The organism is Anaerobiospirillum succiniciproducens DSM 6400 (assembly GCF_000482845.1).
In the GTDB taxonomy this organism is placed as follows: domain Bacteria; phylum Pseudomonadota; class Gammaproteobacteria; order Enterobacterales; family Succinivibrionaceae; genus Anaerobiospirillum; species Anaerobiospirillum succiniciproducens.
Genome location: NZ_AXWV01000001.1, coordinates 16,976 through 43,226, shown reverse-complemented (window position 1 = coordinate 43,226; position 26,251 = coordinate 16,976). Strand labels below are relative to the sequence as shown.

Here is a 26,251-nt window from a genome sequence, read left to right as displayed (position 1 = left end):
AATTCCCATGGCAGTATATGTGAATACAAATTACAGCGCTCTTCAAGGCCAACGCTACTTAGGCAACGTCCAGAACTCTCTGACGACCACATATCAGCGTCTATCTAGCGGAATGAGGATCAATAGCGCCAAAGACGATGCTGCTGGTCTCCAGATCGCTGATCGTTTAACCAGCCAGATAAATGGCTTAAATCAGGGAAATCGTAACGCTTCTGACGGTATCGCCCTTGCTCAGACTATTGAGTCAGGCATGGATGAGATCTCAGGTATGCTTCAGAAGATGCGTACCTTAGCAGTCCAATCAGCAAACGGAACCAATACTACTGAAGATCGCACTGCTCTTTTTAAAGAGATGGGGGCCTTAGCAACCGAGATCAACCGAATCTCAACCCAAACCACCTTTGCGGGCAAGTCAGTCTTAAACGGCAAAGTAGCTGGTTCTATCTACGGCGATCCTGCAGCCGGTGGTGCTCCTGGTCCAGGCGCTAATCCTGCTGGTGATAAAGGCACTCTAACTTTACAAGTAGGTTCGAATAAGGGCGACACCATCTCTTTTGATGTTGAATCTGTGTACTTCTCGAAGATTGCAAATGATAACAATCTCATTGGCACAAATGCTGATAAATTCTTCAAGGTTGCCAACGGAGAAGTAACCATTAACATCAATAAGATTAGCTTTACACCACCAGCAGGCAATCAAGGTGGCAATAATCTAAAGTATATTGGTGATGTTATCAACCTGATGGATAGCGCTATTGCCAAGGTCGATGGCATGCGTGCCGACCTTGGTGCTTTACAAAATCGTTTAGAGTCATCTATCCGCAACCAGTCTAATGTTGCTGCTAATGAGGCCGACGCTCGCAGCCGTATTCGCGATGCTGACTTTGCTGAAGAATCAGCCAACCTATCACAGCAATCAATCATTCAGCAGGCTGCCGCATCGATGCTGATGCAGGCTAATACTCGTCCACAGCTTGGTCTAAGTCTATTAGGTTAATATGAGGGGTACGCTTCAATGGCAGTTTATGTGAATACAAATTACAGCGCTCTTCAAGGCCAACGCTACTTAGGCAACGTCCAGAACTCTCTGACGACCACATATCAGCGTCTATCTAGCGGAATGAGGATCAATAGCGCCAAAGACGATGCTGCCGGTCTCCAGATCGCAGATCGCTTAACAAGCCAGATAAATGGTTTAAATCAGGGAAATCGTAACGCCTCAGACGGTATCGCACTTGCCCAGACTATTGAGTCTGGCATGGACGAAATCTCAGGAATGCTTCAGAAGATGCGTACTTTAGCTGTCCAATCAGCTAATGGCACCAACACAACTGAAGATCGCTCCGCTCTCTTTAAGGAAATGTCCGCCTTAGCTACAGAGATCAACCGCATCTCCACCCAAACCACCTTTGCTGGAAAGTCAGTCTTAAATGGCAAAGTAGCTGGTTCTATCTACGGCGATCCTGCTGCCGGTGGTGGCCCAGGTGCTGGCGGTAATAACCCAGCAGGTGATAAAGGCACTCTCACTTTACAAGTAGGTTCGAATAAGGGCGACACCATCTCATTTGATGTTGAGTCGGTTTACTTCTCTAAGATCGCAGCTAATGGCGATCTTATTGGTAATGACAAATTCTTTAAAGTTACCAACGGTGAAGTAACCATTAACATCAATAAGATCAGCTTTGCTCCTCCAACAGGTCAGGGCCAACAAGGTCAGTTGAAGTATATTGGTGAAGTTATCGACCTGATGGATACCGCAATTGCCAAGGTTGATGGCATGCGTGCCGACCTTGGTGCTTTACAAAATCGTTTAGAGTCATCTATCCGCAACCAGTCTAATGTTGCTGCTAATGAGGCCGACGCTCGCAGCCGTATTCGCGATGCTGACTTTGCTGAAGAATCAGCTAACTTATCTCAGCAGTCAATCATCCAGCAAGCTGCCGCTTCCATGCTGATGCAAGCAAACACCCGTCCACAGCTTGGCTTGAGTCTGTTAGGTTAATGTGAGGAGTATCTACCATGGCAGTATATGTTAATACCAATTACTCAGCTCTTCAGGGCCAGCGCTACTTAGGCAACGTCCAGAACTCCCTGACCACGACATACCAAAGATTATCCTCAGGTCTTCGTATAAACAGCGCTAAAGATGACGCTGCAGGCCTCCAAATTGCTGACCGTCTAACATCCCAGATTAATGGTCTCAACCAGGGTAACCGCAACGCATCTGACGGTATCGCTTTAGCTCAGACAGCAGAAGCAGGCATGGACGAAATCGCTGGCATGCTCCAAAAGATTCGTACTTTAGCAGTTCAGGCAAACAACGGTACTAACACTGAAAAAGACAGAGAGTCTTTATCAAAAGAAGCTTCTGCACTAGCAACAGAGATAACACGAATTGCCAAGCAAACAACTTTTGCAGGCAAAACAATTCTCAATGGCAAGCAGACAAACTCAATCGATCCTATTGCAGGTAATGCACAACCTCCAGCAGCTGCAGGTGCTACTCAAAATATTACTTTGCAGGTCGGCTCAAATAAGGGCGATACCATCAGCTTTAACTTAGTGAATCTTCAGTTTTCCGTAGCGGGTAAGGCTGCTGATGCTAATTTTGATACAAACATCAAAGATAAACTTGTAGCGATTGATAATGGCAAAAGCACGGTTACATTCAAGTTCTCAGCTGCATCCGTAGCCAAATTAACTATTGAGCTTATGGATAAGATGATTGGTCACGTAGATGCACAACGTGCCGATCTTGGTGCGATCCAGAACAGACTTGAGTCATCTATCCGCAACCAGTCTAACGTTGCTGCTAATGAGGCTGATGCTCGCTCACGTATTCGCGATGCTGATTTTGCTGAGGAGTCTGCAAACCTTTCACAGCAGTCCATCATTCAGCAGGCTGCAGCTTCCATGCTGATGCAGGCAAACACCCGTCCACAGCTAGGCTTAAGCCTGCTTGGCTAAGAATTTTTGGCTTTGCTTGTGAGCGTTTTGCTCATTTAGAAAACCCTGCTTATGCGGGGTTTTCTGCTTTTTATGCTAGCTGTTTGAAAGGCCTTGGCTTTAGCTTGTTGTATGTTTGATGATTTGAGCGGTGCCTGAGTTTTAGGGGATTTTGGGCTTGTTTAGAGGCGATTTTGGCAAAAGATTACGGTTGATGGTGCATTAGATGTGGTCGTATTGGCGATAAACTGTTAAAATACGCGATTGATTTGCCGGCCGCTTATATTTGACACTAAGGTCGGTACAGAATCTTAGATAGATTGGGTTTGCTAATGCAAGAAAGTATTCTTAGAAGACTAGATTCCATCGTAGAGCGTCACCAGGAAGTTGAGCAGTTATTAGCTCAGCCTGATGTGATTGCAGACCAGGAAAAGTTCCGTGAGCTTAACCGCGAGTACTCACGTCTGCAGGTAATGGTTGATACTTACAAAGAGTTCAAGACCTGCTCATCAGATCTCGAAGAAATGGAAATGATGCTCAGCGGTGATGACGAAGAAATGCGTGCTATGGCCGAAGAGGAAGTTGGCCCAACACGTGAACGTCTTGAGAAGCTTGAGCACGACTTACAGATCTTACTGCTGCCTCACGACGAGCGCGACGATTGCAACTGCTTCCTTGAAATCCGTGCTGGTACTGGTGGCGATGAAGCTGCTTTATTTGCTGGCGAGCTGTTTAGACTGTACACCAAGTACTGCGAGCAAAAGCACTGGACTTTAGATGTAGTATCCATTTCTGAAGGTGAAATGGGCGGCTGCAAAGAAGTTATTGCCAAGCTCTCTGGTGAAGGTGCTTACGGTTACATGAAGTTTGAGTCCGGTGGTCACCGTGTGCAACGTGTGCCTGAAACCGAGTCACAAGGTCGTGTACACACCTCAGCATGTACTGTGATGGTTCTCCCTGAGATCCCTCCATCAAAGGCTCCAGAGATCAATCCAGCTGATCTGCGTATTGATACTTTCCGCGCCTCCGGTGCAGGTGGTCAGCACATTAACAAGACCGACTCTGCTATCCGTATTACCCACATTCCAACTGGCTTAGTAGTTGAGTGTCAAGATCAGCGTTCACAGCACTCTAACCGTGCTCGTGCAATGGAAGTTCTCGTATCACGTTTAGCCAAGCTTGAAGAAGACAAGCGCAATGCTACCTTAGCTGAGCAGCGTCAGTCTGTATTTAGCTCTGGTGATCGTTCTGATCGTATTCGTACTTACAACTTCCCACAAAGCCGTGTAACTGATCACCGTATCAATCTGACTTTATATCGCCTCAACGAAGTTATGGAAGGCAAGTTAGATCTGATCTTACAGCCAGTTATCGAAGAGTACCAAGCAGAGCAGCTTGCAGCTATGGCTCAGCAAGGCGCTCTCTAGCAGCTCTCTTGCAACTACTTAAGGTAGTGGATGCATCCCCAAAGAAACCTTGCTCATATGGGCAAGGTTTTTTATATCTTTGCAGCCACTTTGTCTTTGCTGCAGTGCATTTGCTGGTCTTTCCTGTACCTGACTAATTCTTATCGCTTTAGCTGCATTGCGTTCACTCGTTTTCCTGTGCTTGCCTATTTCTTATCGCTTTAGCTGCACATTATGTTTGCAGTTAAGTGGTAATGCTATACTATAGCTTAGAGCGTATATCTTTTATCTTTGTTGAGTGCAGCGCTATGCAAAACAATCACAGCAAGCAGACTTTAAAGCCTAAAGTATTAGTACTGGGTGCCTCATGGGAAGTAGAAATCTTCTATCGCTTACTGCTTGAGGAAAACCTTGCTGTATTGTCATTTGATAGAGCGCCCGCTCTATCTGAAGAGATAAAGTCTCATCCTGACTTAACTTGCCACCACATCGACTTTTCTCAACAAGATCAGGTCAATGCCATAATTGAAAAAGAGCACCTTGATTACTCCATTGCTGTGCCAGTTGGTCGTGCGTTAACGGCACTTGGTCGTATCAACGATACCTTTAAGCTCAATGGCCCATCATTCCACGCTATCGATACGCTTACTGATAAGCATAAGCTCCACTTACATTTAAACGCTCATCATCTTAATGACCACGACTTTATCTGCCTCCCTGATGAGGCGATTAAGGCTGATGATAGCTCTTGTGCTTTGCCACTGTCACTGCGACAGCTCCATAGCATGGTTAATACCATTGAAGAGCGCTTTAACTATCAACTCATTATCAAGCCTTGCTATGGCTCAGGATCTTTAGGCGTGAGTGTGATTGAAAGCCGTGATGACTTGCTTTCCTATCGTCTACCGGAGCGCTTTAAAGATGATCCTGTACTTGTAGAGCAATACATCTACGCCACTGAGTACTTAGTCAATGCCTTTATTGATGCTGATGGTGTATGCCATAGTTTAGGCATCTATCAAAAGGAGATGACTTTAAAACCTTATCGTCAGGAGCTTGCCTATTTATCTGATGACTATGCTGAGGACTTTAAGCTCATCAAGCCATGCATTGAGGAGCTTGGTAAAAGCCTAAACCTTGTTAACAGCTATGTTCAGGCCGACATGTTTGTGAATAGACAAGATGGCAAGGTCAATATTGTCGACTTCTCCCCACGTCTTACTGGTAATAGCATTATCGATATGCAGCTTACCAATAAGATTAATCCAATTGCAGTATTTAAACGCTGTGTCGTGGATAAGCAGCCATTTGTAGAGTTTGCTAAGCAAGAACCTGCTTGCATGCATTTCTATGACTTTAGAGATTGCCCGGAAGGTTCTTCTTACGCTCATGACGATGCAACTAGTGATACCTTCTTAGATGCTATCTTTACTCCTGAAGAGCGCTCTCATATTGCGCTTATTCGCAACCATCTTAAAAAGGGAGATCCTTTAAAAGCCATGACTTGCGGCACCGACTGTGCACGTGGCTATATCATCACTACAGGAAAAACCTTAGAGCAAGCTACCGAGCTTGCTAAGCGCTATGTACGCGCCCTAGCCTCGCAAGCATAAGCATCTCTTAAAGACATCTTCTAACGTTCAAGCTACACTCCATAATTAGGCCTTGGCGCTTTGCTAAGGCCTTAACCTCTCTCTACTTTACAAGATCTGCTCTTGTGTCCTTGCCTGTCGTTTGTCTCCTTGGCTGCCTCTTGTGTTTTGCATATCTCTTATTTTTGCATATCTCTTGTGCCCTTGGATCTATTTCATGCTTTAGCGCTAGCGTTACAGCGTACTCTTGGATTAGGCGTTGTTACCTTCTTTTCGTCTGTTTATTTGTTGCTTTCAATTTTATGTTCTTTATTGTCTGTGCATCGTTTGTAGACTGTACTTATGGTTGCTAGGCTAGGTCTTTTGCGCATAAATGTGCTCTGTGGATGAGCCTTTGCTGTTGCACATACATATAAAAAGAGCAGTCGTCAGTGAGTACCAACGGCTGCTCTTTGTGGCCAGTGAAGGCCTTTTATGTAGTCCTAGATTTATCTAGGACTTATTTAGTCCTTGCCCTTGCGGATGATGCCAGCAAGCTTACCAACTACTGATTTGACGGCGGAGGAGTCTTCTTTTTGCTCATCCTTGTCCTCAGTATCTGATGACTTTTTATCCTGATAGTCCTCAGCGTTGAGATCGTCGCTAGCATCTGTTGCCGCATTGTCCTTAGCAGTTGGCATGTTGCCAATATCTGCCTGTGCGTTGCTATTAGCTGCTACATCTGATGATGAGCTCTTCATGGCTAAGACGGACTCAACTGTAAGGTCATCATCATCGCTTGCAGCTTGGAGCGTTACCTTAGCCTGCTGCTCATCAAGAGTTGAGATCTTTTGAGACAGCTCTGATGCATTGAGCTCGTTATTGTTTGCAACAGCAAACTCAGGTGCTTCATGTGCCTCTAAGACGCTCTTGACAGTCTCATCATGAGCCTTGGTTAGGTCATCTGCCTTTTCGCTATAGCTATTTTCTTCAGCAAAAGACTTGCTCTCCTTAGCATCTACAGTTTTAGCCTGAGTCTGCTCCTTGATAGCTGCCTTTTGGGTAGTATCTTGAGTAGTTGGCTTTACTGCTGCGCTGTCGGAGACGGCGCTGTCTTTGTCTGCTGCAGCTTTGGCTTTGGCGTCAGCTTTGGTCTCTGTAGCGTTAGAGTCATCTTTAGATCCGTCTTTTGAACTCTCATTGGACTCATTAAAGCGAGGATCTTTTGCTGAGATGACTTCCTTAACAAGAGTGTCTGCTACCTCTTTGGTAGTGTCTTTCTTGTCATCGTTTTGCTCATCTTCAGCCTTGTCCTTGTGCTCTACTACCTTCACTGCGGCCTTAGCTGCAGCTGCGGTTACCGATGCTGTGGCGGTGACGATCTTAACGGCCTTCACTGCAGGGGCAGCCACTACGCTAGCAACAGTTGAAACAGCACTTGCAGCCTTGGCAGTAACTTCACCTAAGGTGTCGCTCTCCTCTTTGCGGTCACCTTCTTCTTCAGCTTTCTTTTGAGCCTCCAAAGCTTGCTGTGCCTTAGCCTTTTGCTTGCCTTCAGCTTTCTTGGCAGCTGCAATCTCTGCAGCAACACGAGCTTCCTGTGCGGCCTTTTCTACAGCCTGCTTAGCCTCTAAAGCCTTAGCCTTAGCAGCCTCTGCCTCAGCAGCAGCCTTAGCTACTTCCTCTTGAGCGGATTGAGCTTCAGCTGCTGCCTTTAAGGCCTCATCATCTGATGATTTAGCACTCTTAGATGCACAAGCTTCGCTAGGATCAGCCTCCTTAGACTCGTCCTTAGAGCTTGCCTCAAGACTTGCCTTTTCTGCATCACCTTCTTGAGCTTGAGCCTTGGTATCAGTACTATCGTTTGCCTTAGCCGCAAAGTCAGCAGCATTAAGCTCATCGCTAGGTGCATTGTCCTTTACGGTCTCCTTAGACTCACTTGCTTTCATGCTAAGCTCAGCTACATCTACAGTAGACTCTTGCAATAAGGTCTCTTGCTCATCTGATACCGCCTTGCTATCAGACTCTGCATTTGTATCAGCTTTGCTCTTGCTCTCTTGAGCAGCTTCCTTCGCTTTAGCCTCTGCAGCCTCTAGCGCAGCTTTAGCCTTCGCCTCAGCCACTGCAGCTTCTGCTAAAGCTTGAGCTTCGATTTCAGCAGCCTTAATGGCAGCAACACGAGCAGCGGCAGCAGCACGCAGCGCAGCCTTTTCTTCATCAGAACGCTCAATGTTTTCGCTTACTTCAACCTTAGCCTTGCCAACGATGTTGCTCAGATATGCAGCCACAGCCTTAGCAGTACCCTGAGCCACTTCCTTGTGCTCAGCGATCTTCTCACTGCTGTGGTCCACTTCTTCAACTGAGAGCTCGTACTTAGTCTTAGCCTTGATCTTCTTAACTGTCTTAGCCTCAGACTCTACACTCTCTTGAACATCGCTTTGAGCCTTGCTTGAAGCACTAGACTCATTGTCATCAGACTGCTCAGAAACATCATCATCGCTGCTCTTAGAGCTCTGATTAGATGCAATCTTCTCTTCTTGAGTCTTTGACTCATCGCTAGCGCTCTTAGCACTTACAGTAGTTGAGGCATAGTCATCAGCATTAAGAGGGCTATCGTCTACTACTGCTGCGCTCTCATCAGTGCTCTTAACTGCGGTCTTCTCAACCTTAGCCAGGCCTTCTGAATCAACAGCAATAACAGTCTTCGCCTCTTGAGATGCCTTGACAGTATCTTGGCTCTTTACCTCGCTCTTGTCAGACTCGCTATCCTTAGCCTCATCTGCAGCACTAACTTTAGAGGTGCTCTTAGACTTGAGCTCTTCAGTCTCATTATTAGCGACCTTGTTATCATTATTTTGCTTGTCTTCATCTGCCAAGGTTGCTTGATTCTCTACAGCCTTGTCCTCAACGATAGCACGCTCAACAGTCTCTTCAGCCTCTTGAGCAACCTCGCTTACGGTCTTTAAGACGGCCTCAGCAGACTGAGTCTTCTGTGCATTGTCCTCACTAGTGTCAATCTTAGTGGCGGTCACTGCAACAGTAGCTGCAGCCTTAGCAGCTTGAGCTGCTGCAAGCTGTACCTCGGCAAGATTTTGCTCATCTTGCTCCTTGTCAGATGCTTTCTTGAGAAGCTCAGCTACCTTAGATGCGGCCTCAGCAGCCTCAATAGCCTTTTGAGCAGCCTCAGCTGCTGCGGCACTACGCTTATTAGCCTCAGCAACAGCTGCTGCAGTTGGAGCTACAGAAGATGGGCCTTGAACTGGGGTTTCTAAGCTGTAGAGGTTTGCAGTACGTGCAGTACCGTGGTAACCAGTTGGTGCTGGCAGCCATGGACGATACTCTATTAAAGCAGTCTTACAAGCAAAGAAACGTAAATAGCAATAACCATGAATACCTGAGAAGGTGGCACCAATCAGAATTGCCAGTGAATCAGCATAACCATAAATACTGCTACCTTCGTATGCCAATGAGTCATAGAACATTGCCATACTAAAGCCGATACCGGTAAGTAAGCTCATGCCATAAAGCTGCTTGGTGTTTACATCTGATGGCAGCTGCACGAGCTTGTAGCGTGAAGCTAAGTAAATAACAGTGAAAATGCCTAAAGGCTTACCAATGATGAGCGCTAAGATAATACCGAGCGATACATTGGAGAACATGGTGGATAAGTTGATATTACCTAAATCCACACCGGCGTTGGCCAAGGTAAAGAGCGGTAAGATCGCAAAAGAGACCCACAGACCAATATTGTCACTGACCTCTTGAACTACAGGCGCACCACTTCTGTCACGCATTGGCATACTAAAGGCGGTGATAATACCTGCAATAGTAGCGTGCACACCTGACTTTAAGATGGAGAACCAAATAATCGCACCCAAGGCAATATATAACGACTTTCTGCCAACTCCAAAGAAGTTAAGGATCATTAAACCAACAATGGAGACTGCTGCAGGAATCAGCGCATAAACATCTAAACCAGAGTTGTAGAAGATAGCAACTACAGCCATAGCGCCCATGTCATCAAACACTGAGATAGAGAGCAGTAAAATCTTCAGTGAATTAGGCACCCTCTTGCCTAAGAGCATGATGAGAGCTACAGCAAAAGCAGTATCTGTCGAGGTTGGAATAGCCCAACCACGCATCGCAAACTCGTCATGGTAGTTAAATAAAATAAAGATGAGCGCTGGCGTACAGATACCTGCAATCGCCGCAATACTTGGGAGCAAGATATTGCGCGGATCTGATAAATGTCCCTCAACGAACTCAATTTTCAGCTGCAGACCGATGGAGAAAAAGAAGATCGTGATAAGACCATCGTTGATCCACAACAGTAACGGCTTCATTAAAATGAAGTCACCAAAGACGATACCTGCCGTAGTATCAAGCCAGTGCCTATAACTAGTTGAGTACGAGCCGTTTTGTAATATCAGAGCTAAAACAATACACAGCAGCATTACAATGCCGCCAGCTGCATCGGAGTGGGTTATCTTGTCAAAGGAGCGCGGAATACGAACTCTGATGTCGGAAAATAATTTCATTGGCTGTAAGCGCCTATAAGAAGAATTGGGGTTAGCGACAAACATGTACTAGTGCAAAGATTTAGTACACGCCACATTCTCTTTGATGAAATTAGAGGGACTTGCTATGAGTAATAGCAATCTATTAGGAACTTAACACCACAAGCTGCCAAACCTTTTAAGTCTTGTTGAACACAAGATGTCAAACAACAAACACACAAAACGTGTATTAACATCATCAATCTTGGCTCTAAAAGCAATCAAGCTTTCTTGCCATCAACTAAAGCTCTAAACACTCCTTAGCTTAAAGCTTAGTGCTCGCACTCCTCATAATGCCTACATCTTTTGAGTACATGTAAAGCTATCTTTTACTAAGCTTCACCAGTTCTCTTCTATAGCTACTCTTAACACATGCAAAGGCTCCGAAACCTTTGATGGGCAGTTATTAAGAGAGCTACAACTCCTTTAATCATCTAACAGCACTTTTAAAGACATCTAAGCATGTTTAAGAGCATGCAATTTACAAAGCGTAGATACGTTTTGAGCAGCTAAAAAGTTAGGCCGATGCTTGAGAGGTGAGTATAACCGTTTGCTCTGTACAAACTGGCTATGTGACATGGCTTAGCTAATGTAATGTAGCTATAACTTTGCATTGCACAAACTTAAAGCTCTCCATCACATAGCATTGCGCTAACAATCCATGTAACCACTTTGCTTAACACACACTATACGAGTAACCATTTAGCATTGCACTAAATGGTCAGACCTCAAGGTTTCGCCTGACTCATAGATGCTTTTAGACGGATGCTCTTGCTAAGAGTATGTTCACACAATATTCATAGTGAATATGCTCTTACTTTGCCTTGTTTGCTTGAGTGGACGTCAAAAGAAGCTATTTGTAGGTTTGTTATGATGTTAATGACAATGAGCCTTCAGACATGGTTCCTTGCAATGTCTTATCTTGAGCAGACTCTAATCACGTGTTCATTGTGCATCATTTTGTGCTCGTGATAAAGCACAAATATCAATAAGTTTTAGCATGTTTGACTTTTATCTCACCGCCTAATCAGTTCACGGTACACTATCTATTCTAATTATCTTTCTCTCAATAAATAATACGTACAACCTCACTCATAGCGAGCATCGCCAACTACCTGCTCTATACGTAAATTTAATGGTGGTACGCCAATCATTAAAACTACAGCAGCATGTGTCATGACAAAGTTTCACGAGCTACGTAAACATATTTATCTTGAGGCCCGTACTCACATGAATAGCTAACTTATAAAAAATCATCATCCAAGCGATAGGCAATATTTGTATAGGCATGCCTCATGTTGAAGCTGACTTTAACAAGTAGCGTCACGCTATCTAAAGCAATCAACTTTCAGATCATTTTGCACCATATTGCATATTTAGCTGCTAAGATCTAACAATTTTTAGATGTAAGAGTATTTGAGTTTTATGTTTTGCTATACTTTTAGGCTGCTTGTGCCGTGTCTAGCTTGATTTCAGATCTGGCGCTTTTTCACGAGTCTATTAGTAGTTAGTGCTTTTACCACCATTTAAATGACTGTAACTTTAGCGAGCAAGTCATAAATTGGGATTGAGACAGCTTACTTAAAGCATCTCTTTTATTTTTAAGCACTTGATGCGACAGTGTGAGTTTGATGCTGTTGTTTTAGTTTGCACTTAATGTATTGAATGCTTGTTTAGTTGTGTGTGATGGCTGATACACACAATAGCTATGGTGCGGTTTAGTAACTCGTGTTGCTAGACTCTTTAGTCCCCATAGACTAACAAGCTAAGGTTGACGTATATGTACGTAGCAGAGCCAAGTGAGTTTAACTTAAAAGAGCTCTATGAAGAGCTTTTTCCACTATGCCGTTCAATCACAGGGCCTGCCTACGAACAGTCCTTAGAAATTCTCAAAAAGTACGTGCCTTTTACCATTGAGTCATTTCCATCTGGAAGCAAGGTCAACGACTGGACTGTGCCAGAGGGATGGAGCTTAAATAGAGCCACCTTAAAAGACTCTCAAGGCAATATCATCTTAGATACACACCAAAATCCATTGCACGTACTTAACTTCTCCGAGCCTTTTACTGGTAAAGTGAGCTTTGAAGATCTAAAAGAGCATCTGTTCTTTGATAAGAACAACCCCGATGCCATTCCGTATACCACCTCATACTACAAGCCTCGCTGGGGCTTAAACATTTCGTACAAGCAGTTTCAGGAACTCAAAGACGATGAGTATGAGGTATGTATAGACACCATTAAAGATACTAACGGCTCGCTAAAAGTTGGCATTTGTGATCTTAAAGGTGATAGTGACAAGATTATTCAAATCTCAAGCTATCTTTGCCATCCAAATATGCTCAACAATGAGCTCTCAGGCCCTCTTGCCCTGGTCTGTCTCTACTTGCTGCTCAAATCGCTGCCAAAGCGTCGTTATAGCTATCGCTTTGTGATTCATCCAGAGAGCATTGGATCAATTGCCTATCTTTCTAGATTCGCCCCTGAATTAAAAGAAAAGCTCGAGTATGGCATCAATCTTACTTGCTTAGCCTCTCCTCGTTCTAAAGACTCTGTAGAAGACCAGATAAGCACCATCTCACTTACGTCTGCATTACTTTCAAGTAGTGAAGAACAAGATCGCATTGAATACCATAAGCAGTTCTACCAAAGCTTCCAAAACAGTTATAACCATAACTTTTTGCAGTTGCCTGTTTCATTCAAGCTAACAAGACAAAGTTACATCGACTCTATCGTTTATGACAAAAAAATGCGTAGCCTAGGCAAAAATATTACTGCCTATGCCAAAGGTAGCTACTTTGAAAAAAGTCTAAACTCAAGTCACTATGTCAGCAAAGCAGTGACCGATATGACTCTTGATGATGAGCAACGCGTAGAAGACTATCTAACTACCTGTGCCTACTACTGTCGCTGCTTCACACTAAACCATCTGCCTAATTGCCACGTGTATACAGATCCACGCAAAGATGGTTTTATGTGCAGCTTTGATATCGATAACATGCTGCGTACTCTTGCTCAGGGCAATTGCGCTCGCTACGCCGTACGTGAGTACGCTCCTAACCATGGCTCGGATGAAAAACAATACTGTAGCCCCAAGCTCAATCTAAAGTATGTCCAAGCAACCCGCACTATGTATGGCAGCTATAACGAATATCACACCTCTTTAGATAACTCGGACACATTCTCTTTATGCAGCATCATGGATAGCGCCTTAGAGATTTTTGATTTCATTCGTTACTATGAAATCGCCAAGCTCAAGCCTACACTACTTAACGAGTGCGACCCGCAACTTGGCCCACGTGGCTTGTATCCAAACTCCAATGATCCCGAGAGCAGAGCTAAACGTAATAATTCTCATGGTGAGCTTGAAGTCATGCTGTATATTCTGTCACTTTGCTCTAGCGGTTTCACCACAGAAGAAATTGCCGAGTTTATTGACGAAAGCCCACTGAGAGTATCAAACATCATCTACAAACTCTATGACACTAAGGTGCTCGACTTTTCAGATTAACAAAGCCACCACGCCTCTTTATTACCACGAGTGAATTTGCTCAACCATATTGCTCTCAATGACTTACTTGCATAGATCTAATCCGTGCATTAGTTTGGTGATTGAGGGCTGTATGCGTGAGATATCAATCACAATGCCACGTAATACCTAGCTTAATCCCTTGGTTTTCATGCAATAGCCATTAGAAATTAAGTAAGCTATAGCCATACATGCTTGCTTCATCAAGCTGTCTAGTGTTTGCAGCATCAAGCTGCCTAGTGATTGCAGCTCCAAGCTGTCTAGTGATTGCAGTATAAGGCTGCCTAGTCTTTGCAGCTCCAAGCTGTCTAGTGATTGCAGTATAAAGCTGCCTAGTCTTTGCAGCTCCAAGCTGTCTAGTGATTGCAGCATAAAGCTGCCTAGTGCTTAGCAACACGGGGGATTGAGTACATGGAATTAAGTGCAACTGAACTTAACTTACAAGAGCTCTATGATGAGCTATTTCCTATCTGTAGATCGATTACTGGTCCAGGCTACGAAAAGTCACTGCAGATTCTACAGCGCTATATCCCTCTGAATATTGAGTCCTTTGATACAGGCACTCGTGTCTTTGACTGGACGGTTCCATCAGAGTGGAAGTTTATGAGTGCCACTTTAAAAGACCCTGATGGCAATGTCATTATTGATGCTGAGAAAAACAGCCTGCATATACTCAATTTCTCGGAGCCTTTTACTGGTCAGGTAAGCTTAGAGGAGCTCAAAGAGCACATTGTTTACGATGAGAACTTGCCTGATGCTATTCCTTACCGCACAGCCTACTACACCTCACGCTGGGGCTTTTGCATGTCTTACAATCAGTTTAAGCAACTGAAAGATGGCATGTATGAAGTTGATATTCAAACTAAGAAAAGAAAGCGTGGCTCGCTTAAGGTTGGCGTGTGTGAGCTCAAAGGTGAAAGCTCTCGCGTCGTGTTAATCTCAGCACCTTTATGCCATCCAAGCATGCTCAACAATGAGCTCTCTGGCCCACTTGCCTTAGTGTGTCTGTATCACTTGATTAAGGCCATGCCACAGCGTCGTTTTACTTATCGCTTTGTCCTTAATCCTGAAACTATTGGCTCAATTTCATATCTGTCTGATCATCATCAGGATCTTAAAAAGCGTCTTGAATATGGCATGGTGCTCACTTGCCTTGCCGCCCCACGTACAAAAGGTGCGCCCAAGGATGAAATCAAGACCATCTCAATTGAGGAGCCAAATTCCTTATGGATGGAAGATGATGAGCAGCTTGCTTTCCACGAGAAGCTGCTTAAAGACTTTAAAGACAGCTTCAACCACAACTTCCTTGAGTTGCCAATCTCCTTCAAGCTCTCTCGTCAAAGCTACATGGATGCTTTAGAGTTTGACTTTAGCAAGGAACAAGATAATCACATCAAGGGTTATAGAGAGGGTGGTTACTTTGAAAAGAGCTTGTCTTTAGATACCTCTTGCTACAAAGAGCTTACCGATACTACGCTCAACGACTCCACTCGTATTGAGATGTACAAAACCCACTTAGCTTACTTTGATCGTGCAGTTAATCCAAACCATCTGCTTGGTTACCATATCTACAGCGATCCTGCTAAGAGTGCGTTTAAGTGTAAGTACACGATTGATAATCGTCTGAGAAATATTGCCTTTGCAGAACCTGAGCGCTACTCACTGCGTACTTTTTGTCCAACAACTGGCTCTGATGAAAGACAGTACTGCAGCCCAGTGCTCAACTTGCCTTGCGTACAGGCTTGTCGTACTCAATATGCAATCTACGACTCTTATCATTCATCGCTTGATAATCAAGATCAGTTCTCTCTTTGCAGTATCATCGATAGTGCCATCAAGCTATATGAGGTGATTCGTTACTATGAGATCGCTGACTTAAAGCCATCCGTGCTGCTCCCTGGTGAGCCACAGCTTGGCTATCATGGTCTCTATCCAAACAACAATGATCCAGCCAACCTCGTGAAAAAAGGTTTAGCCTCAGATCAGCTCATCTTAACCATGTATCTAATCAGCTTATCTTCAGGAACCTACACGACCAAACAGATCATGACCTTCTTGAAGACCTCGCCACTGCGCATCTCCAGGCTCATCTACAAGCTCAGAGATAAAGGCATCATCGAGCTCGTCAAATAGACTTAAACCCTCTCATCCATGGGCAGCTGCGCCATCGCGCGTAGCTGTGCCGTACTGTGCAGCTACGCCAGCGTGTGTAGCTGCTCATGCCATCGCGCGTAGCTGTGCCATCGTGGGCTGCTACGCCATACTGCGTTGCTGCGACATCGTGCGTAGCTGCGTTATCGTGGGCAGCTGCTCATGCCATCAAACTCAAAGTTCCATGTCGTAGAGCATCAACAGCGCTTGTAGCGCATGCTGCATTAGCCCCTGCCATGCTCCATGCTCCATTTTATCCGTCGATCAGGACAATCGCCTTCTCTTGAGGTGATGGCGTCACCACCACAGCCGGTCGCTATGGTGCTTTTGCTGTAGCACATACGCAAAAAGGCCCCAAGATTTCTCAAGGGGCCTTAGCTTTTAGGACAAAAGTATTAGTGGAGCTATTGTTTACTGTACTATGTCCTTACTCTTCTACTTAGGTTATTACTTAAGCTGAAGAGCATTACGGATGGTAAAGAACAGATCGGTCTGGTCGGTTAAGCCAGTTACATTTAATGCAGCTGGGCCGTATGCAGCAACGCGCAGCTGAGCACCGGTGTGACCAGTATCATCAACATCCTCAGAGTTGCCGTAAGTAATGGACATGGTGGTGCCATCAGCAGTTACCACAGCCTGTGAGAAGCCAGGAGCCTGAGCATCTGGGTAAACAATCTGAGTGGAGTGTGCGTGGTCAGCAGTTACGATAACTAAGGTGTTGCCGTCCTTCTTTGCAAAGTCCATAGCTACCTTTACAGCCTCGTCTAAGTCCATGGTCTCACCAAACTGGCCGCATGGGTTTGATGCGTGAGCCTGCTTATCGATAGATGCACCTTCAACTTGTAAGAAGAAGCCCTTCTCGTTCTTAGATAAGAGCTCGATAGCCTTTGAGGTCATGTCAGCTAATACTGGAACCTGTGCACCACGCTCAGCGTTAACTTCGCACTTAACGGCTGGCTTGTTAAGGTTGCCATGCAGTGATGCCTGTGGGCCCTTTAAGCGGATTGGCATATTGCCCTCAGCAAAGAGGCCTAACAGAGGCTGCTTTTGATCTGCAACGTTAACATTCTTGAGATCATCTAAGTTATCAACAAACTTGAAGCCGCGCTTTTGTGCCTGCTCAAGTAAGGTCATGCCCTTGTAATCACCAGCCTTAGCTGCCTCACGGAAGGAAGCTGCACCGCCACCTAAAACCACATCAGGACGCAGAGCTAAAATCTGCTCGCTGATAGAACCTGGGCCGCCGTTCTCAAGAGCGTTAGCTGGGCAAAGCTTGGTTACTGAGTTAGGGCCATAGCACTTTCTGTGAACTACGTGAGCAATCTGAGCTGCAGGAGTAGCATCCTGGATTTCAGCGGTTGAAACAACACCAGTAGCTAAACCTTTAGCCTTGGCCATTTCAACTAAGGTCTGATGTGGCTGACCGTATACGTCAACGCCGATAGCGCCGTTGTAAGACTTAACACCAGTTGACCAAGCAGTTGCAGAAGCAGCTGAGTCAGTTACGTAGTCTGGCTTCTGAGTGTTCTTTGATAAAGAGTAATGAGTATACTGGCCAGTAAATGGCAGAGCGTCGATACCCTCAAAGTAGCCGCCAGCACCCTTAGCAAAGTTACGCGCTGCAGTGATTTCTGAATCACCCATGCCGTCGCCAATGAGTAAGATTACGTTTTTGGCATGCTGAACCTTTGCTAAAGCTAATGCCTGCTCGTAAAGTTCTACCTGATTGTCATGAATACGACGAGCCCCTGCAAACTGAGTGATATCACCCTGAGCTGAGCGAACATACAGTGCGCTGTCATCAATCTTGCTCTGAGTTGAGTTACAAGCTGATACAGTTGCACAAGCTACAGCGATGGTCACAGCTTTGGCTAATAATGAGCAGTCGAACTTTAACATGTAATTTTCCTTTAGTACTATCCCAAATTCACCGATGCCACTGAGCAATTAAAAGCTTGTAGATGCCTACTTATTTTTTTGCTTACCTGTTAAGTAGCCTATGCTTTGTTGTTTTTGCCAATGAGTAATTTAATGATCTCTTCTTGGCGCTCCATACCGCTTTAGACTCAATATGTTTGTCTGATTTGGTATTGCTTAGTGATAAAGGTGGACAGATAAGCAGCCTACTTGACGCCGTTTTATTTTCTTGAGCTTTCCCATACGGTGTTGCTGCTTAATCTGACGCTTTGCATGATAGAGGGCCTTTGTTAAGGCTGTTACGTCCGATCGTAAATCTAAAGTTAAACTTTCAAGATCTTTGTTAAGAAACCCACACTATACTTAACACCGCCATCAAAACCCGATAAATAAGAGAAAAGATCCCACAACAACCATCATTGCAACTTACAAAAAATCGCCGATCGTAAGTCCTGCACACTCCCCATAAAATTTAAAAAACTCAATTGCAACTTACATTGCCCGCTAGTTACTAGCGCAAAAGCTGCATTTGCGCCACTTAACAAACCACCTGACTATCTAACAAAGGGCAAACAAATACCAAGATCAGCATAAGTAACATGCTGATCAATTAGCCATTTAACTTGACCATTAACAGCTCGGCGGATTTGGGCTTTCGTTACAGATTTAATTTGACCATTAGTTTGTTCGGCGGATTTGGGCTTTAGTTACAGGGAGTAACCTTGAGCTTTAAGGTATTCCTCGACCTCGTGTACATACGGGATGGATGGAGCAGCGCCATGACGGGTAACAGCAAGGGCTGCTGCAGCTGAGGCATAAGTCATGGCCATGCTAGGCTCATGACCCTTGCTTAGCATGGTAATGAAGTAGCCAAGTAAAGTATCACCTGCAGCTGTAGTATCCACAGGCTCAACTTTAAAGGCTGAACATGCAATTGGCTCTTGCTTGCCACGCTCTAAAAAGAGCGAGCCTGATGAGCCTAAGGTTAATAAGATGGAGGAGTCTTTATAGATTTCTGCAAGGCGCTGCAGCATCAGCTTTGGAGCAGTATCCGCGCTTAAGGATGACAGAGCGGCACCTTCAATCTCGTTAACAATGAGTAAGCTGCACTTATGCAGTGGCAACTTAGTAAGCTTTTCATCTACTGGCGAAGTGTTCATGCATATGTAAAGACCTTTAGCACTGGCCTTGTCGATGATCTCATCTAAAGCATTAGTCTCGTTTTGAATGACTAAGCAATCGCCTGCGCTAAATGATTTAAGCGCCGCATCAATATCATTGCTCGTAATGGTCTGATTAGCGCCGCCATAGAGCAAAATACAGTTTTGGCCATGGGCATCTACTTGAATAAAAGTATGGCCACTTGGTACATCAGTTAGCTGCTTAACGTTTTGTGAGTTGATGTTATTACTTTCGAGAGTCTCGAGCAAAATGGCTCCATCTACGGTACCAATGGCTCCTGAAAAGCTAACATCACCACCCGCTTTAGATAAAGCTACCGCCTGATTAAGACCCTTGCCGCCAGCATAGACATGACGACTTGTAGACGAGAGCGTTTCGCCAGGCTGTAAAAAGTGTGGCACCTCGTAGACATAGTCAACATTGAGTGAGCCAAAAACTAAGATCTTAGGACTAGAGTGCTGTGCAGCTGCAGCATGAGCAGCAGTTTTAGAGCAGTGTTCAGACTGCGGTGCCGAAATCAGATTTGATTCTGAAGATGACATTTTTTAGAACCTTTTGACTAATCGTTACACAAATGGCTAATCTTGAACATATCTAATAAAGCTTAGCTAATCAAGATAGATTGTTTAAAGCAATCAGTGGATTTACCTGGTACGTTCTTCACCTGCGAGCTAATACGACAAGCTTCTTCATGAACCATGTTAGAAACGCCCAACAAAAACGTCGAGACAAGCTCGACGTTAAATAGTGGTTTTGATTATTCAAATGAATCTTATCTAATGTTCAAAATAGAATCCATTACAGTATTCTGTGTCTGTAATGACTGCGAGTTGGCTTGATAGTTACGCTGAGCAGTAATTAGTTCAACTAGCTCAGTGGTCAAATCAACATTTGACAGCTCTAAGTTTGATCCCTTTATCGAGCCGCAAGATCCTGAGTTAGCTTCCTTAGCAATGGCCTCACCTGACGAGTTAGACTGTTTCCATTGAGTATCGCCAATCTTGATCAATCCTTGCTGATTAGCAAAATCAGCCATGGCCACCTTAGCAATATTCTTTACCTGGCCATTAGAGTACTCACACTGAATAATGCCGTTCTCATCAACAGACATGCCAATTAAGATACCAGTTGCGTAGCCATCATTAGTTGGAGCCTGACTTACAGAGAAGTTTGAAGAGCCATACTGACTTGCCGCAAACTGAATATTGAGCATCTGAGTTGGCTCAATACCCTGACCCAATGCAGTATGTAAAGAGCCGTCACAACCAGCCTGACCATCTTTCTTAAAAGTTTGGTCTTTAGCTTTAGGTGCAAATCCATCCAACTCACCAACGTTATCTGGGGCAGCCTGTGCATTTGGATTACCAAAGAGGGCATGACGTAAGCTGCCTGGAATCTTCTTATTGGCATTAGCGGCATCAGCTGGATTTACTAGCTCTACCTTGCCTGGGTACTGTTCTAAAACTTCGCCGTTTGGACCGAACTTAACCTGGAATCCAAAGAGATTTGAACTTGCAATAGTAGACTTGCTGCCTGAAGGCACGCTCATACATACTGGATTGTCTTTATAAGAAACACCAGGGCCTAATCCTTTACCCTTAACATCAGCAGGATGACCATCTACGTATGGGATAACGGTCCAATTGGTATTGTTTGATCCCTTTGCATCTGGACCTGTCTTGATCATGTAGTAAGTAAGAGTATGAGCACGACCTAGAGAATCATGGATAGTCTGTGAAGTGGAAGCTGTATATGTAGATGCATCATTTGGATCAAAATCGGTGTAGTACTGGATAAAGTTTCCTTGTCCAGGCTGGTCATTAGGTCCACCCTTTTGACCTCTGATTATATGTAGGGCATTAATTGCCATTTAGTCTGTCATTGTTGTCAATAAGCTAATTTACTATCTCACCATCTTGCTTGCTAATAGTTGTAAGCAAAGGCCCAACTAGTCTTTCTTGCGGTTACAAGTAATCAACAACAAAACAACAGCTAGTTGCAGCACAGAACAATTAACAATAGCATTTTGTTCAACTGTAATAGCGCGTAAGATGGGTTTGTAGCTGCTTAAGATAAGACCTAGATAACATTACTGAAAAAGGGCCGCCAGTTTAGATGCATTTTTGCAAGATTTGGCTTATAGTTTTGCGCAAACTTATATACAACACGTGCGCAAGATGTTGCTTATGTCTAAAAACGGACATAACAAACACTATTTGGTTAAAAACACTGTCATACTAGTTAACAAGTATTAGCGATCTAAGCGTGCAAGCTTATAATCATGAGCTACTACTGCGTTTTAGCTGTAGCTGTTACAGTTGGCTAGTTAACAAACAATTGGCGCTAGCTAAAGATTTTTTTGCACCTGTTGTATGTTTTCTGCAAAAACTGCCGTTACTTAGATCAAATGCAATGCCTTTTGAGTGTTGAAAAGCATTCTTGATCGAGTTTGACAGAAAAGAGAATTTTATGAACCCATTAAGCTTTATCAAATCTGGTCTGCGCCCTTTTAGATCCGCAGCTACTATTGCATGCATCATGGCTGCTGCTTCATTAGTGAGCCTCACCTCAACTGCTCAGGCAAACACCGAAGTTGAATGGGCAAAAGAAAACTTCAAAGGCGAACAAGACGCTATCATCAAGTGCGAAACTGGTTCCATGGCAGAGTGCAACTTCTTAGCTCAACAATACTTAGAGCGTAAGGAGTTCCAGCACGCAGCTAAGTACTTAACCAAGATCTGCTACTCCGATGATCCTGCTGCTTTAAAGACCTGTACAGCTGTAGCAACCTTGTTCACTGACAGCACTTACAACCTCAACGACTATGCTCGTGGTACTCAGATTGCTGATTACTTATGTGAAAAGGGTGACGCTTACGGCTGCTTACTCTTATCTAATCTCTACTTCTTAGGCGAGCATGTAGATCAGGACTTAGTTAAGGCTGGTGAGTATGGTCAGAAGGCTTGCAACCTTAAAGACCCAACTGGCTGCCGTCAGCTTGCTGTAATTACTTTCTCTGAGGCTTATGTGCTTAAGGATATCAAGATCGCTAAGCTTTCTTTTGAGTACCATAAGCGTGCTTGTGACCTTGGCAACCAGGACTCATGTGATGATGTTGCCGACTACGACCTCAAGATTAAGCAGTTTGAAAGCTTCGTTGAGCAAGAAGCTAAGAAGAACGCTCCATAAGCTTATTTTATTTTAGCTATAACAAAAAGGCCTCTATGTGTAGAGGCCTTTTTGTTTTTGATAGCTCTAAACTTTGCTTAGAGCTCGTTTAAAAATTCTTTATCCTCAAGATTCTTAATACCGTCATTGATGATACTGATAAGATCAAACATCACCGGATCTGATTTAGGCTCACGGCCTAGCTTGGAGCAAACATTACGATAGAACAAAGTTTGGCGCTTGTTTAGTTTTTTATCAGCCTGATAGCCAAACCAAATAATGCCGTGGATTGGTAAATAGATGAGGATGGGAATGATGATAATCAGGCTAGTTACTGCCATGTAGAAAGTCATCGATCCGGCCTGTGGAGCGGTAAAAAGTCGATAGAGGCCATGAAAGCCGCCACAGATGTAATAAATCCAAAAGACGAGCAGCGCAACTGCAGGTGGCACAAACTTCTTAGAGGTAGCGAGCATGGCTTTTACGCGCATCTCTGGAAAGATAGCCATCAATATCGGCTCATCAGGCCAAGCGTTCATATAATCATTACCGCGTTTAATTACCTGAATCAACGACATGCGCCATCTCCTTGAACATTTATCTTTAGCCACAACTTTCTTTGAGTGCGGTATTTTAACAGCTCAAGCTCTATTGTGACCTAATTTAGTTAGACCAAACTTTGCAACTAGCCCATCTACGCCAACTGTAAACAAATATTTTCCACCGTTGAATAAGATATTCTTATAAATACTTGCTATCACTTAGTGCAATCTCACCCATCAAACTCTATAAAAACGGGCTTTACGCTCAAAAAATCCGACTACTATACAGCCTCACATTTTTTGTAAAGAGACTTAATAAAGTCATTGTAATAATTGACCATGCATTTCGTACCAAGCTTGGATCCATGGTATTGCGTGGGACTATCCCAAGGCTGCGGGCTTTGTAAGCACGTCTTTTAAAAAACGGCAACATGCAGCGCACAAAGATTTTACTTGAGGCTTAGTTGCCTTTAGCGCAACTAACCTTGTTAGTATCTAAGGTAGACATCTTTACCATCTAAGCTAATAACTGTTGTGGCTTAATATGGCCTAAAGCCAATTTTTTGAGCAAAAGCAAAGCACTCTTACATCATTTGCGCTATCCTTTATAGAATCAACTTGCATCTGTCAGTTTAATTGGGCTCTTTTATGAGTGCTTAATGAGTTAATCTTAAAAGTTAACAGCCCTGATAGATGATGCTAATGTGCTCAAGGACTAAGACTTGTGCCAAAGTGCCTTATGTAAGTCATCTCAAGCCTTACATAAGGCTCTTTAATGCAGCCTGCAAGTACGTGGATCTGTTATTACCTCTCTTGCGTTCTTAGTTTGGCACCTAAATAATTTGGAGATTGATGTGTCACGTTCATTAATGCTTTTACCAACCGGCAAAGCTGACGGTTTATTTGTTGCTGCTAACGGTCTTGTTAAGGCTTTACAGGATAAGGGTGCCAAGGCTACCGTCTTCCGTCCATTTGACGTTTGCAAGAACGCCAAGGGTGCATGCAGCTGCAGCACTTACTCAATGTCAAAGTGCGAAGCTGTTAAGTACATCGCCAATGGCCAGAAGAGCGAGCTCATCGAGGCTGTTTTAGCTAACTACAACCGTCTGTTAAAGGACACTGGTGCTGATGTTGTAGTTGTTGAGGGTGTTGTTGCTGATCGTTTTGATCAGAACGAGATCAACGCTGCTATCTGCCTTGCTTTAGATGCTGACCTGATTCCTGTATCCATCGGTGCCTGCAAGAAGGCTCACTCTATGGTACGCATCGCTATGGGTTACTTCGGTGATTCAGGCAAGGATCGCGTAGTTGGCGGTATCTTATTAAACGAAGACGCTCCACGTGACGCTACTGGCCGCAAGAAGCTCGTATTAGCTGGCAAGAGCGAGTGTGGCTGCAACTCTTCATGCGGTTGCTCAGGTTCTAAGGCTCCAGAGGCTGGTACTTCATGCTCAGCTGAGGGCAAGTGCCCAGTTACCATGCTGGCTAACATCCCATACAACTGCAAGAACTACGCTTTACGCGCTTCTGACTTAGCTTCCTTCTTAGAGGGTGCTTTAGTTGGCGACGAGAACGTACGTGTTTGCGGTGTATCTTTTGACGCAGCTTCTGCTCAAGAGCACGAGGTATTAATTACCGCTACTGTTCCAGCTTCAACCAATGCTGCAGTTGTTGTACTGTGTGATGGCGTTGAGGGTCAGGCAGGCAAGGCTACTATCTGCACCAAGTCCTCAGTATGGGCTGTAGCAGAGACCTTCTCCATGCTCCCAGCTGTTATCTACTCAGACGATAACGAGCGTGCTCAATCATCAGGCGAGTTTGCTGCTCAATTCTTCAATGGCGAGTTAGTTGCTTCCTTAGCTAAGGTATGTGCAAAAGAGTTCCCACTCATGAGCCCAGCAGCTTTCCGTTACAAGCTCACCGAGCTTGCTCGTGCTGCTAACAAGCGCATTGCTCTTCCTGAGGGTGATGAGCCACGTACTGTATGTGCAGCTGCTCGTGTTGCTGCTGCTAAGATTGCAGTACCTGTTCTCTACGGTAAGAAGGACGCTATCTTAGCTGTTGCTAAGGAGCAGGGTGTTTCTCTTGACGAGGGCGTTGAGTTCATCGATCCAGAGGATATCCGCGAGAAGTATGTTCCACGTTTAGTTGAGCTGCGTAAGTCCAAGGGCTTAACTGAAGAAGACGCTCGTGCACTTCTCCAGGACAACGTATTCTTAGCCACCATGATGCTTGAGGCTAATGAGGTTCACGGCTTAGTATCTGGCGCTGTTCACACCACCGCTAATACCATCCGTCCAGCTCTTCAGGTTATCAAGACCGCTCCAGGTGCTTCTTTAGTATCCGCTATCTTCTTCATGCTCATGAAGGAGCAGGTATACGTATTTGGTGACTGCGCCTTAAACCTCAACCCAGATGCAGATCAGCTCGCTCAGATCGCTATTCAGTCTGCTGATACCGCTAAGGCATTCGGCATCGATCCACGCGTTGCTATGATCACTTACTCAACTGGCAAGTCAGGTAAGGGTCCAGATGTTGACCTCATGACCGAGGCTACCAAGAAGGCTCAGGAATTACGTCCAGACCTCGTAATCGACGGCCCACTCCAGTACGACGCATCTGTAATGCCTGACGTTGCTGCTCAGAAGGCTCCAGGTTCTAAGGTTGCTGGTAAGGCTACCGTATTCATCTTCCCAAGCCTCTCCACTGGTAACACTGTTTACAAGGCTGTACAGCGTTCAGCTGACGTTGTTGCTATCGGTCCTATGCTGCAGGGCCTCAACAAGCCTGTAAACGACCTCTCCCGTGGTGCTTTAGTTGATGACATCGTTTACACCGTTGCCATCACCGCTATCCAGGCTGGTCAGCAGGACAAGTAATTCATAGTTACACCATAAGTAACTAAACTAGGCCCAAGTTGTGAACACAACTTTAGGCCTTAAAGGGCATCGCTGAGCAATCAACGATGCCCTTTTCATTTGTACTGCATGCAATTGCCTGCAAGTACCAAAACGCACGGCCTTTGCAAGCCATGGGCGTGCTAAAGCTAAATTCTTGTGCTGCAAGTGCGAAACGATTCTATGTGTCTAACGCAAAATACTTTTGTAGCTGCATGATTTTGATCCACGATAAATGCAGCTATCTTATGTCCAATATCCTGCTATGGACAATACTAGTGCACCCTTGCGCCAGTCTTTGTAAAGCTCTCTTCACAATCAGTTGTACGCGCCGATACGCCTAACAGCAAGTTAGCAAAGTGTAACTTTTTCAACAAAACACCAACCTT

General features: G+C 44.6%; 14 protein-coding genes. 9 read left to right on the top strand and 5 right to left on the bottom strand.

The window, feature by feature from the left end; genetic code table 11:
• Positions 1 to 7 precede the first annotated feature (7 nt).
• From H524_RS0100150 to H524_RS0100130, 5 genes are all read left to right on the top strand, one after another.
• Complete coding sequence (locus tag H524_RS0100150; protein WP_027938778.1) at positions 8 to 997, top strand: flagellin N-terminal helical domain-containing protein; 990 nt, start codon at positions 8 to 10, stop codon at positions 995 to 997.
• Between the two features lie 18 nt (positions 998 to 1,015).
• Entirely contained in the window at positions 1,016 to 2,002 is a 987-nt protein-coding gene (locus H524_RS0100145) for a flagellin N-terminal helical domain-containing protein (RefSeq protein WP_027938777.1), read from the top strand.
• A gap of 17 nt (positions 2,003 to 2,019) precedes the next feature.
• Complete coding sequence (locus H524_RS0100140) at positions 2,020 to 2,967, top strand: flagellin N-terminal helical domain-containing protein (protein WP_027938776.1); 948 nt, start codon at positions 2,020 to 2,022, stop codon at positions 2,965 to 2,967.
• A gap of 311 nt (positions 2,968 to 3,278) precedes the next feature.
• Positions 3,279 to 4,373: a peptide chain release factor 1 gene (gene prfA, locus H524_RS0100135; protein ID WP_027938775.1), complete on the top strand. Its 1,095-nt coding sequence runs from the start codon at positions 3,279 to 3,281 to the stop codon at positions 4,371 to 4,373.
• Positions 4,374 to 4,660: 287 nt separating this feature from the next.
• Positions 4,661 to 5,965, top strand: a complete 1,305-nt coding sequence (locus H524_RS0100130) for an ATP-grasp domain-containing protein (RefSeq protein WP_169726104.1) — start codon at positions 4,661 to 4,663, stop codon at positions 5,963 to 5,965.
• Between the two features lie 482 nt (positions 5,966 to 6,447).
• Here the strand turns inward: H524_RS0100130 and nhaA are convergent, their stop codons facing one another.
• Entirely contained in the window at positions 6,448 to 10,461 is a 4,014-nt protein-coding gene (nhaA, locus tag H524_RS16955) for a Na+/H+ antiporter NhaA (RefSeq protein WP_084281553.1), read from the bottom strand.
• Between the two features lie 1,798 nt (positions 10,462 to 12,259).
• Here nhaA and H524_RS16130 point away from each other — a divergent pair.
• Positions 12,260 to 13,987 carry a DUF4910 domain-containing protein gene (locus H524_RS16130; protein ID WP_052338813.1) on the top strand — a complete coding sequence of 576 codons (1,728 nt, stop codon included), beginning with the start codon at positions 12,260 to 12,262 and terminating at the stop codon, positions 13,985 to 13,987.
• A gap of 429 nt (positions 13,988 to 14,416) precedes the next feature.
• Positions 14,417 to 16,138 carry a DUF4910 domain-containing protein gene (locus H524_RS17395; protein WP_052338812.1) on the top strand — a complete coding sequence of 574 codons (1,722 nt, stop codon included), beginning with the start codon at positions 14,417 to 14,419 and terminating at the stop codon, positions 16,136 to 16,138.
• Positions 16,139 to 16,603: 465 nt separating this feature from the next.
• Here the strand turns inward: H524_RS17395 and phoA are convergent, their stop codons facing one another.
• From phoA to H524_RS0100090, 3 genes are all read right to left on the bottom strand, one after another.
• Positions 16,604 to 18,055 (bottom strand): alkaline phosphatase, encoded by a 1,452-nt coding sequence (gene phoA / locus H524_RS0100100; protein WP_027938772.1) that lies wholly within the window; start codon positions 18,053 to 18,055, stop codon positions 16,604 to 16,606.
• A gap of 725 nt (positions 18,056 to 18,780) precedes the next feature.
• Positions 18,781 to 19,797 carry a ribokinase gene (locus H524_RS0100095; protein WP_084281552.1) on the bottom strand — a complete coding sequence of 339 codons (1,017 nt, stop codon included), beginning with the start codon at positions 19,795 to 19,797 and terminating at the stop codon, positions 18,781 to 18,783.
• A gap of 230 nt (positions 19,798 to 20,027) precedes the next feature.
• Positions 20,028 to 21,125 (bottom strand): flagellar hook-basal body complex protein, encoded by a 1,098-nt coding sequence (locus tag H524_RS0100090; protein ID WP_027938770.1) that lies wholly within the window; start codon positions 21,123 to 21,125, stop codon positions 20,028 to 20,030.
• A 599-nt stretch (positions 21,126 to 21,724) separates the two neighbouring features.
• Here H524_RS0100090 and H524_RS16120 point away from each other — a divergent pair.
• Positions 21,725 to 22,444: a tetratricopeptide repeat protein gene (locus H524_RS16120; RefSeq protein ID WP_052338811.1), complete on the top strand. Its 720-nt coding sequence runs from the start codon at positions 21,725 to 21,727 to the stop codon at positions 22,442 to 22,444.
• A 77-nt stretch (positions 22,445 to 22,521) separates the two neighbouring features.
• Here the strand turns inward: H524_RS16120 and H524_RS0100080 are convergent, their stop codons facing one another.
• Positions 22,522 to 23,001: a DUF412 family protein gene (locus H524_RS0100080; RefSeq protein WP_084281551.1), complete on the bottom strand. Its 480-nt coding sequence runs from the start codon at positions 22,999 to 23,001 to the stop codon at positions 22,522 to 22,524.
• 818 nt (positions 23,002 to 23,819) lie between these two features.
• Between H524_RS0100080 and pta the strand changes: the two genes are divergently transcribed.
• Positions 23,820 to 25,844, top strand: a complete 2,025-nt coding sequence (pta, locus tag H524_RS0100075) for a phosphate acetyltransferase (protein ID WP_027938768.1) — start codon at positions 23,820 to 23,822, stop codon at positions 25,842 to 25,844.
• Positions 25,845 to 26,251 lie beyond the last annotated feature (407 nt).

Excerpts from the sequence above, each read along its gene's own strand:
- H524_RS0100090 (WP_027938770.1), bottom strand. The coding sequence starts at position 21,125 with ATGGCAATTAATGCCCTACATATAATCAGAGGTCAAAAGGGTGGACCT.
- H524_RS0100095 (WP_084281552.1), bottom strand. The coding sequence starts at position 19,797 with ATGTCATCTTCAGAATCAAATCTGATTTCGGCACCGCAGTCTGAACAC.
- H524_RS0100080 (WP_084281551.1), bottom strand. The coding sequence starts at position 23,001 with ATGTCGTTGATTCAGGTAATTAAACGCGGTAATGATTATATGAACGCT.
- H524_RS0100145 (WP_027938777.1), top strand. The coding sequence starts at position 1,016 with ATGGCAGTTTATGTGAATACAAATTACAGCGCTCTTCAAGGCCAACGC.
- H524_RS0100140 (WP_027938776.1), top strand. The coding sequence starts at position 2,020 with ATGGCAGTATATGTTAATACCAATTACTCAGCTCTTCAGGGCCAGCGC.
- H524_RS17395 (WP_052338812.1), top strand. The coding sequence starts at position 14,417 with ATGGAATTAAGTGCAACTGAACTTAACTTACAAGAGCTCTATGATGAG.
- nhaA (WP_084281553.1), bottom strand. The coding sequence starts at position 10,461 with ATGAAATTATTTTCCGACATCAGAGTTCGTATTCCGCGCTCCTTTGAC.
- H524_RS16130 (WP_052338813.1), top strand. The coding sequence starts at position 12,260 with ATGTACGTAGCAGAGCCAAGTGAGTTTAACTTAAAAGAGCTCTATGAA.
- phoA (WP_027938772.1), bottom strand. The coding sequence starts at position 18,055 with ATGTTAAAGTTCGACTGCTCATTATTAGCCAAAGCTGTGACCATCGCT.
- H524_RS0100130 (WP_169726104.1), top strand. The coding sequence starts at position 4,661 with ATGCAAAACAATCACAGCAAGCAGACTTTAAAGCCTAAAGTATTAGTA.
- H524_RS16120 (WP_052338811.1), top strand. The coding sequence starts at position 21,725 with ATGAACCCATTAAGCTTTATCAAATCTGGTCTGCGCCCTTTTAGATCC.
- H524_RS0100150 (WP_027938778.1), top strand. The coding sequence starts at position 8 with ATGGCAGTATATGTGAATACAAATTACAGCGCTCTTCAAGGCCAACGC.
- prfA (WP_027938775.1), top strand. The coding sequence starts at position 3,279 with ATGCAAGAAAGTATTCTTAGAAGACTAGATTCCATCGTAGAGCGTCAC.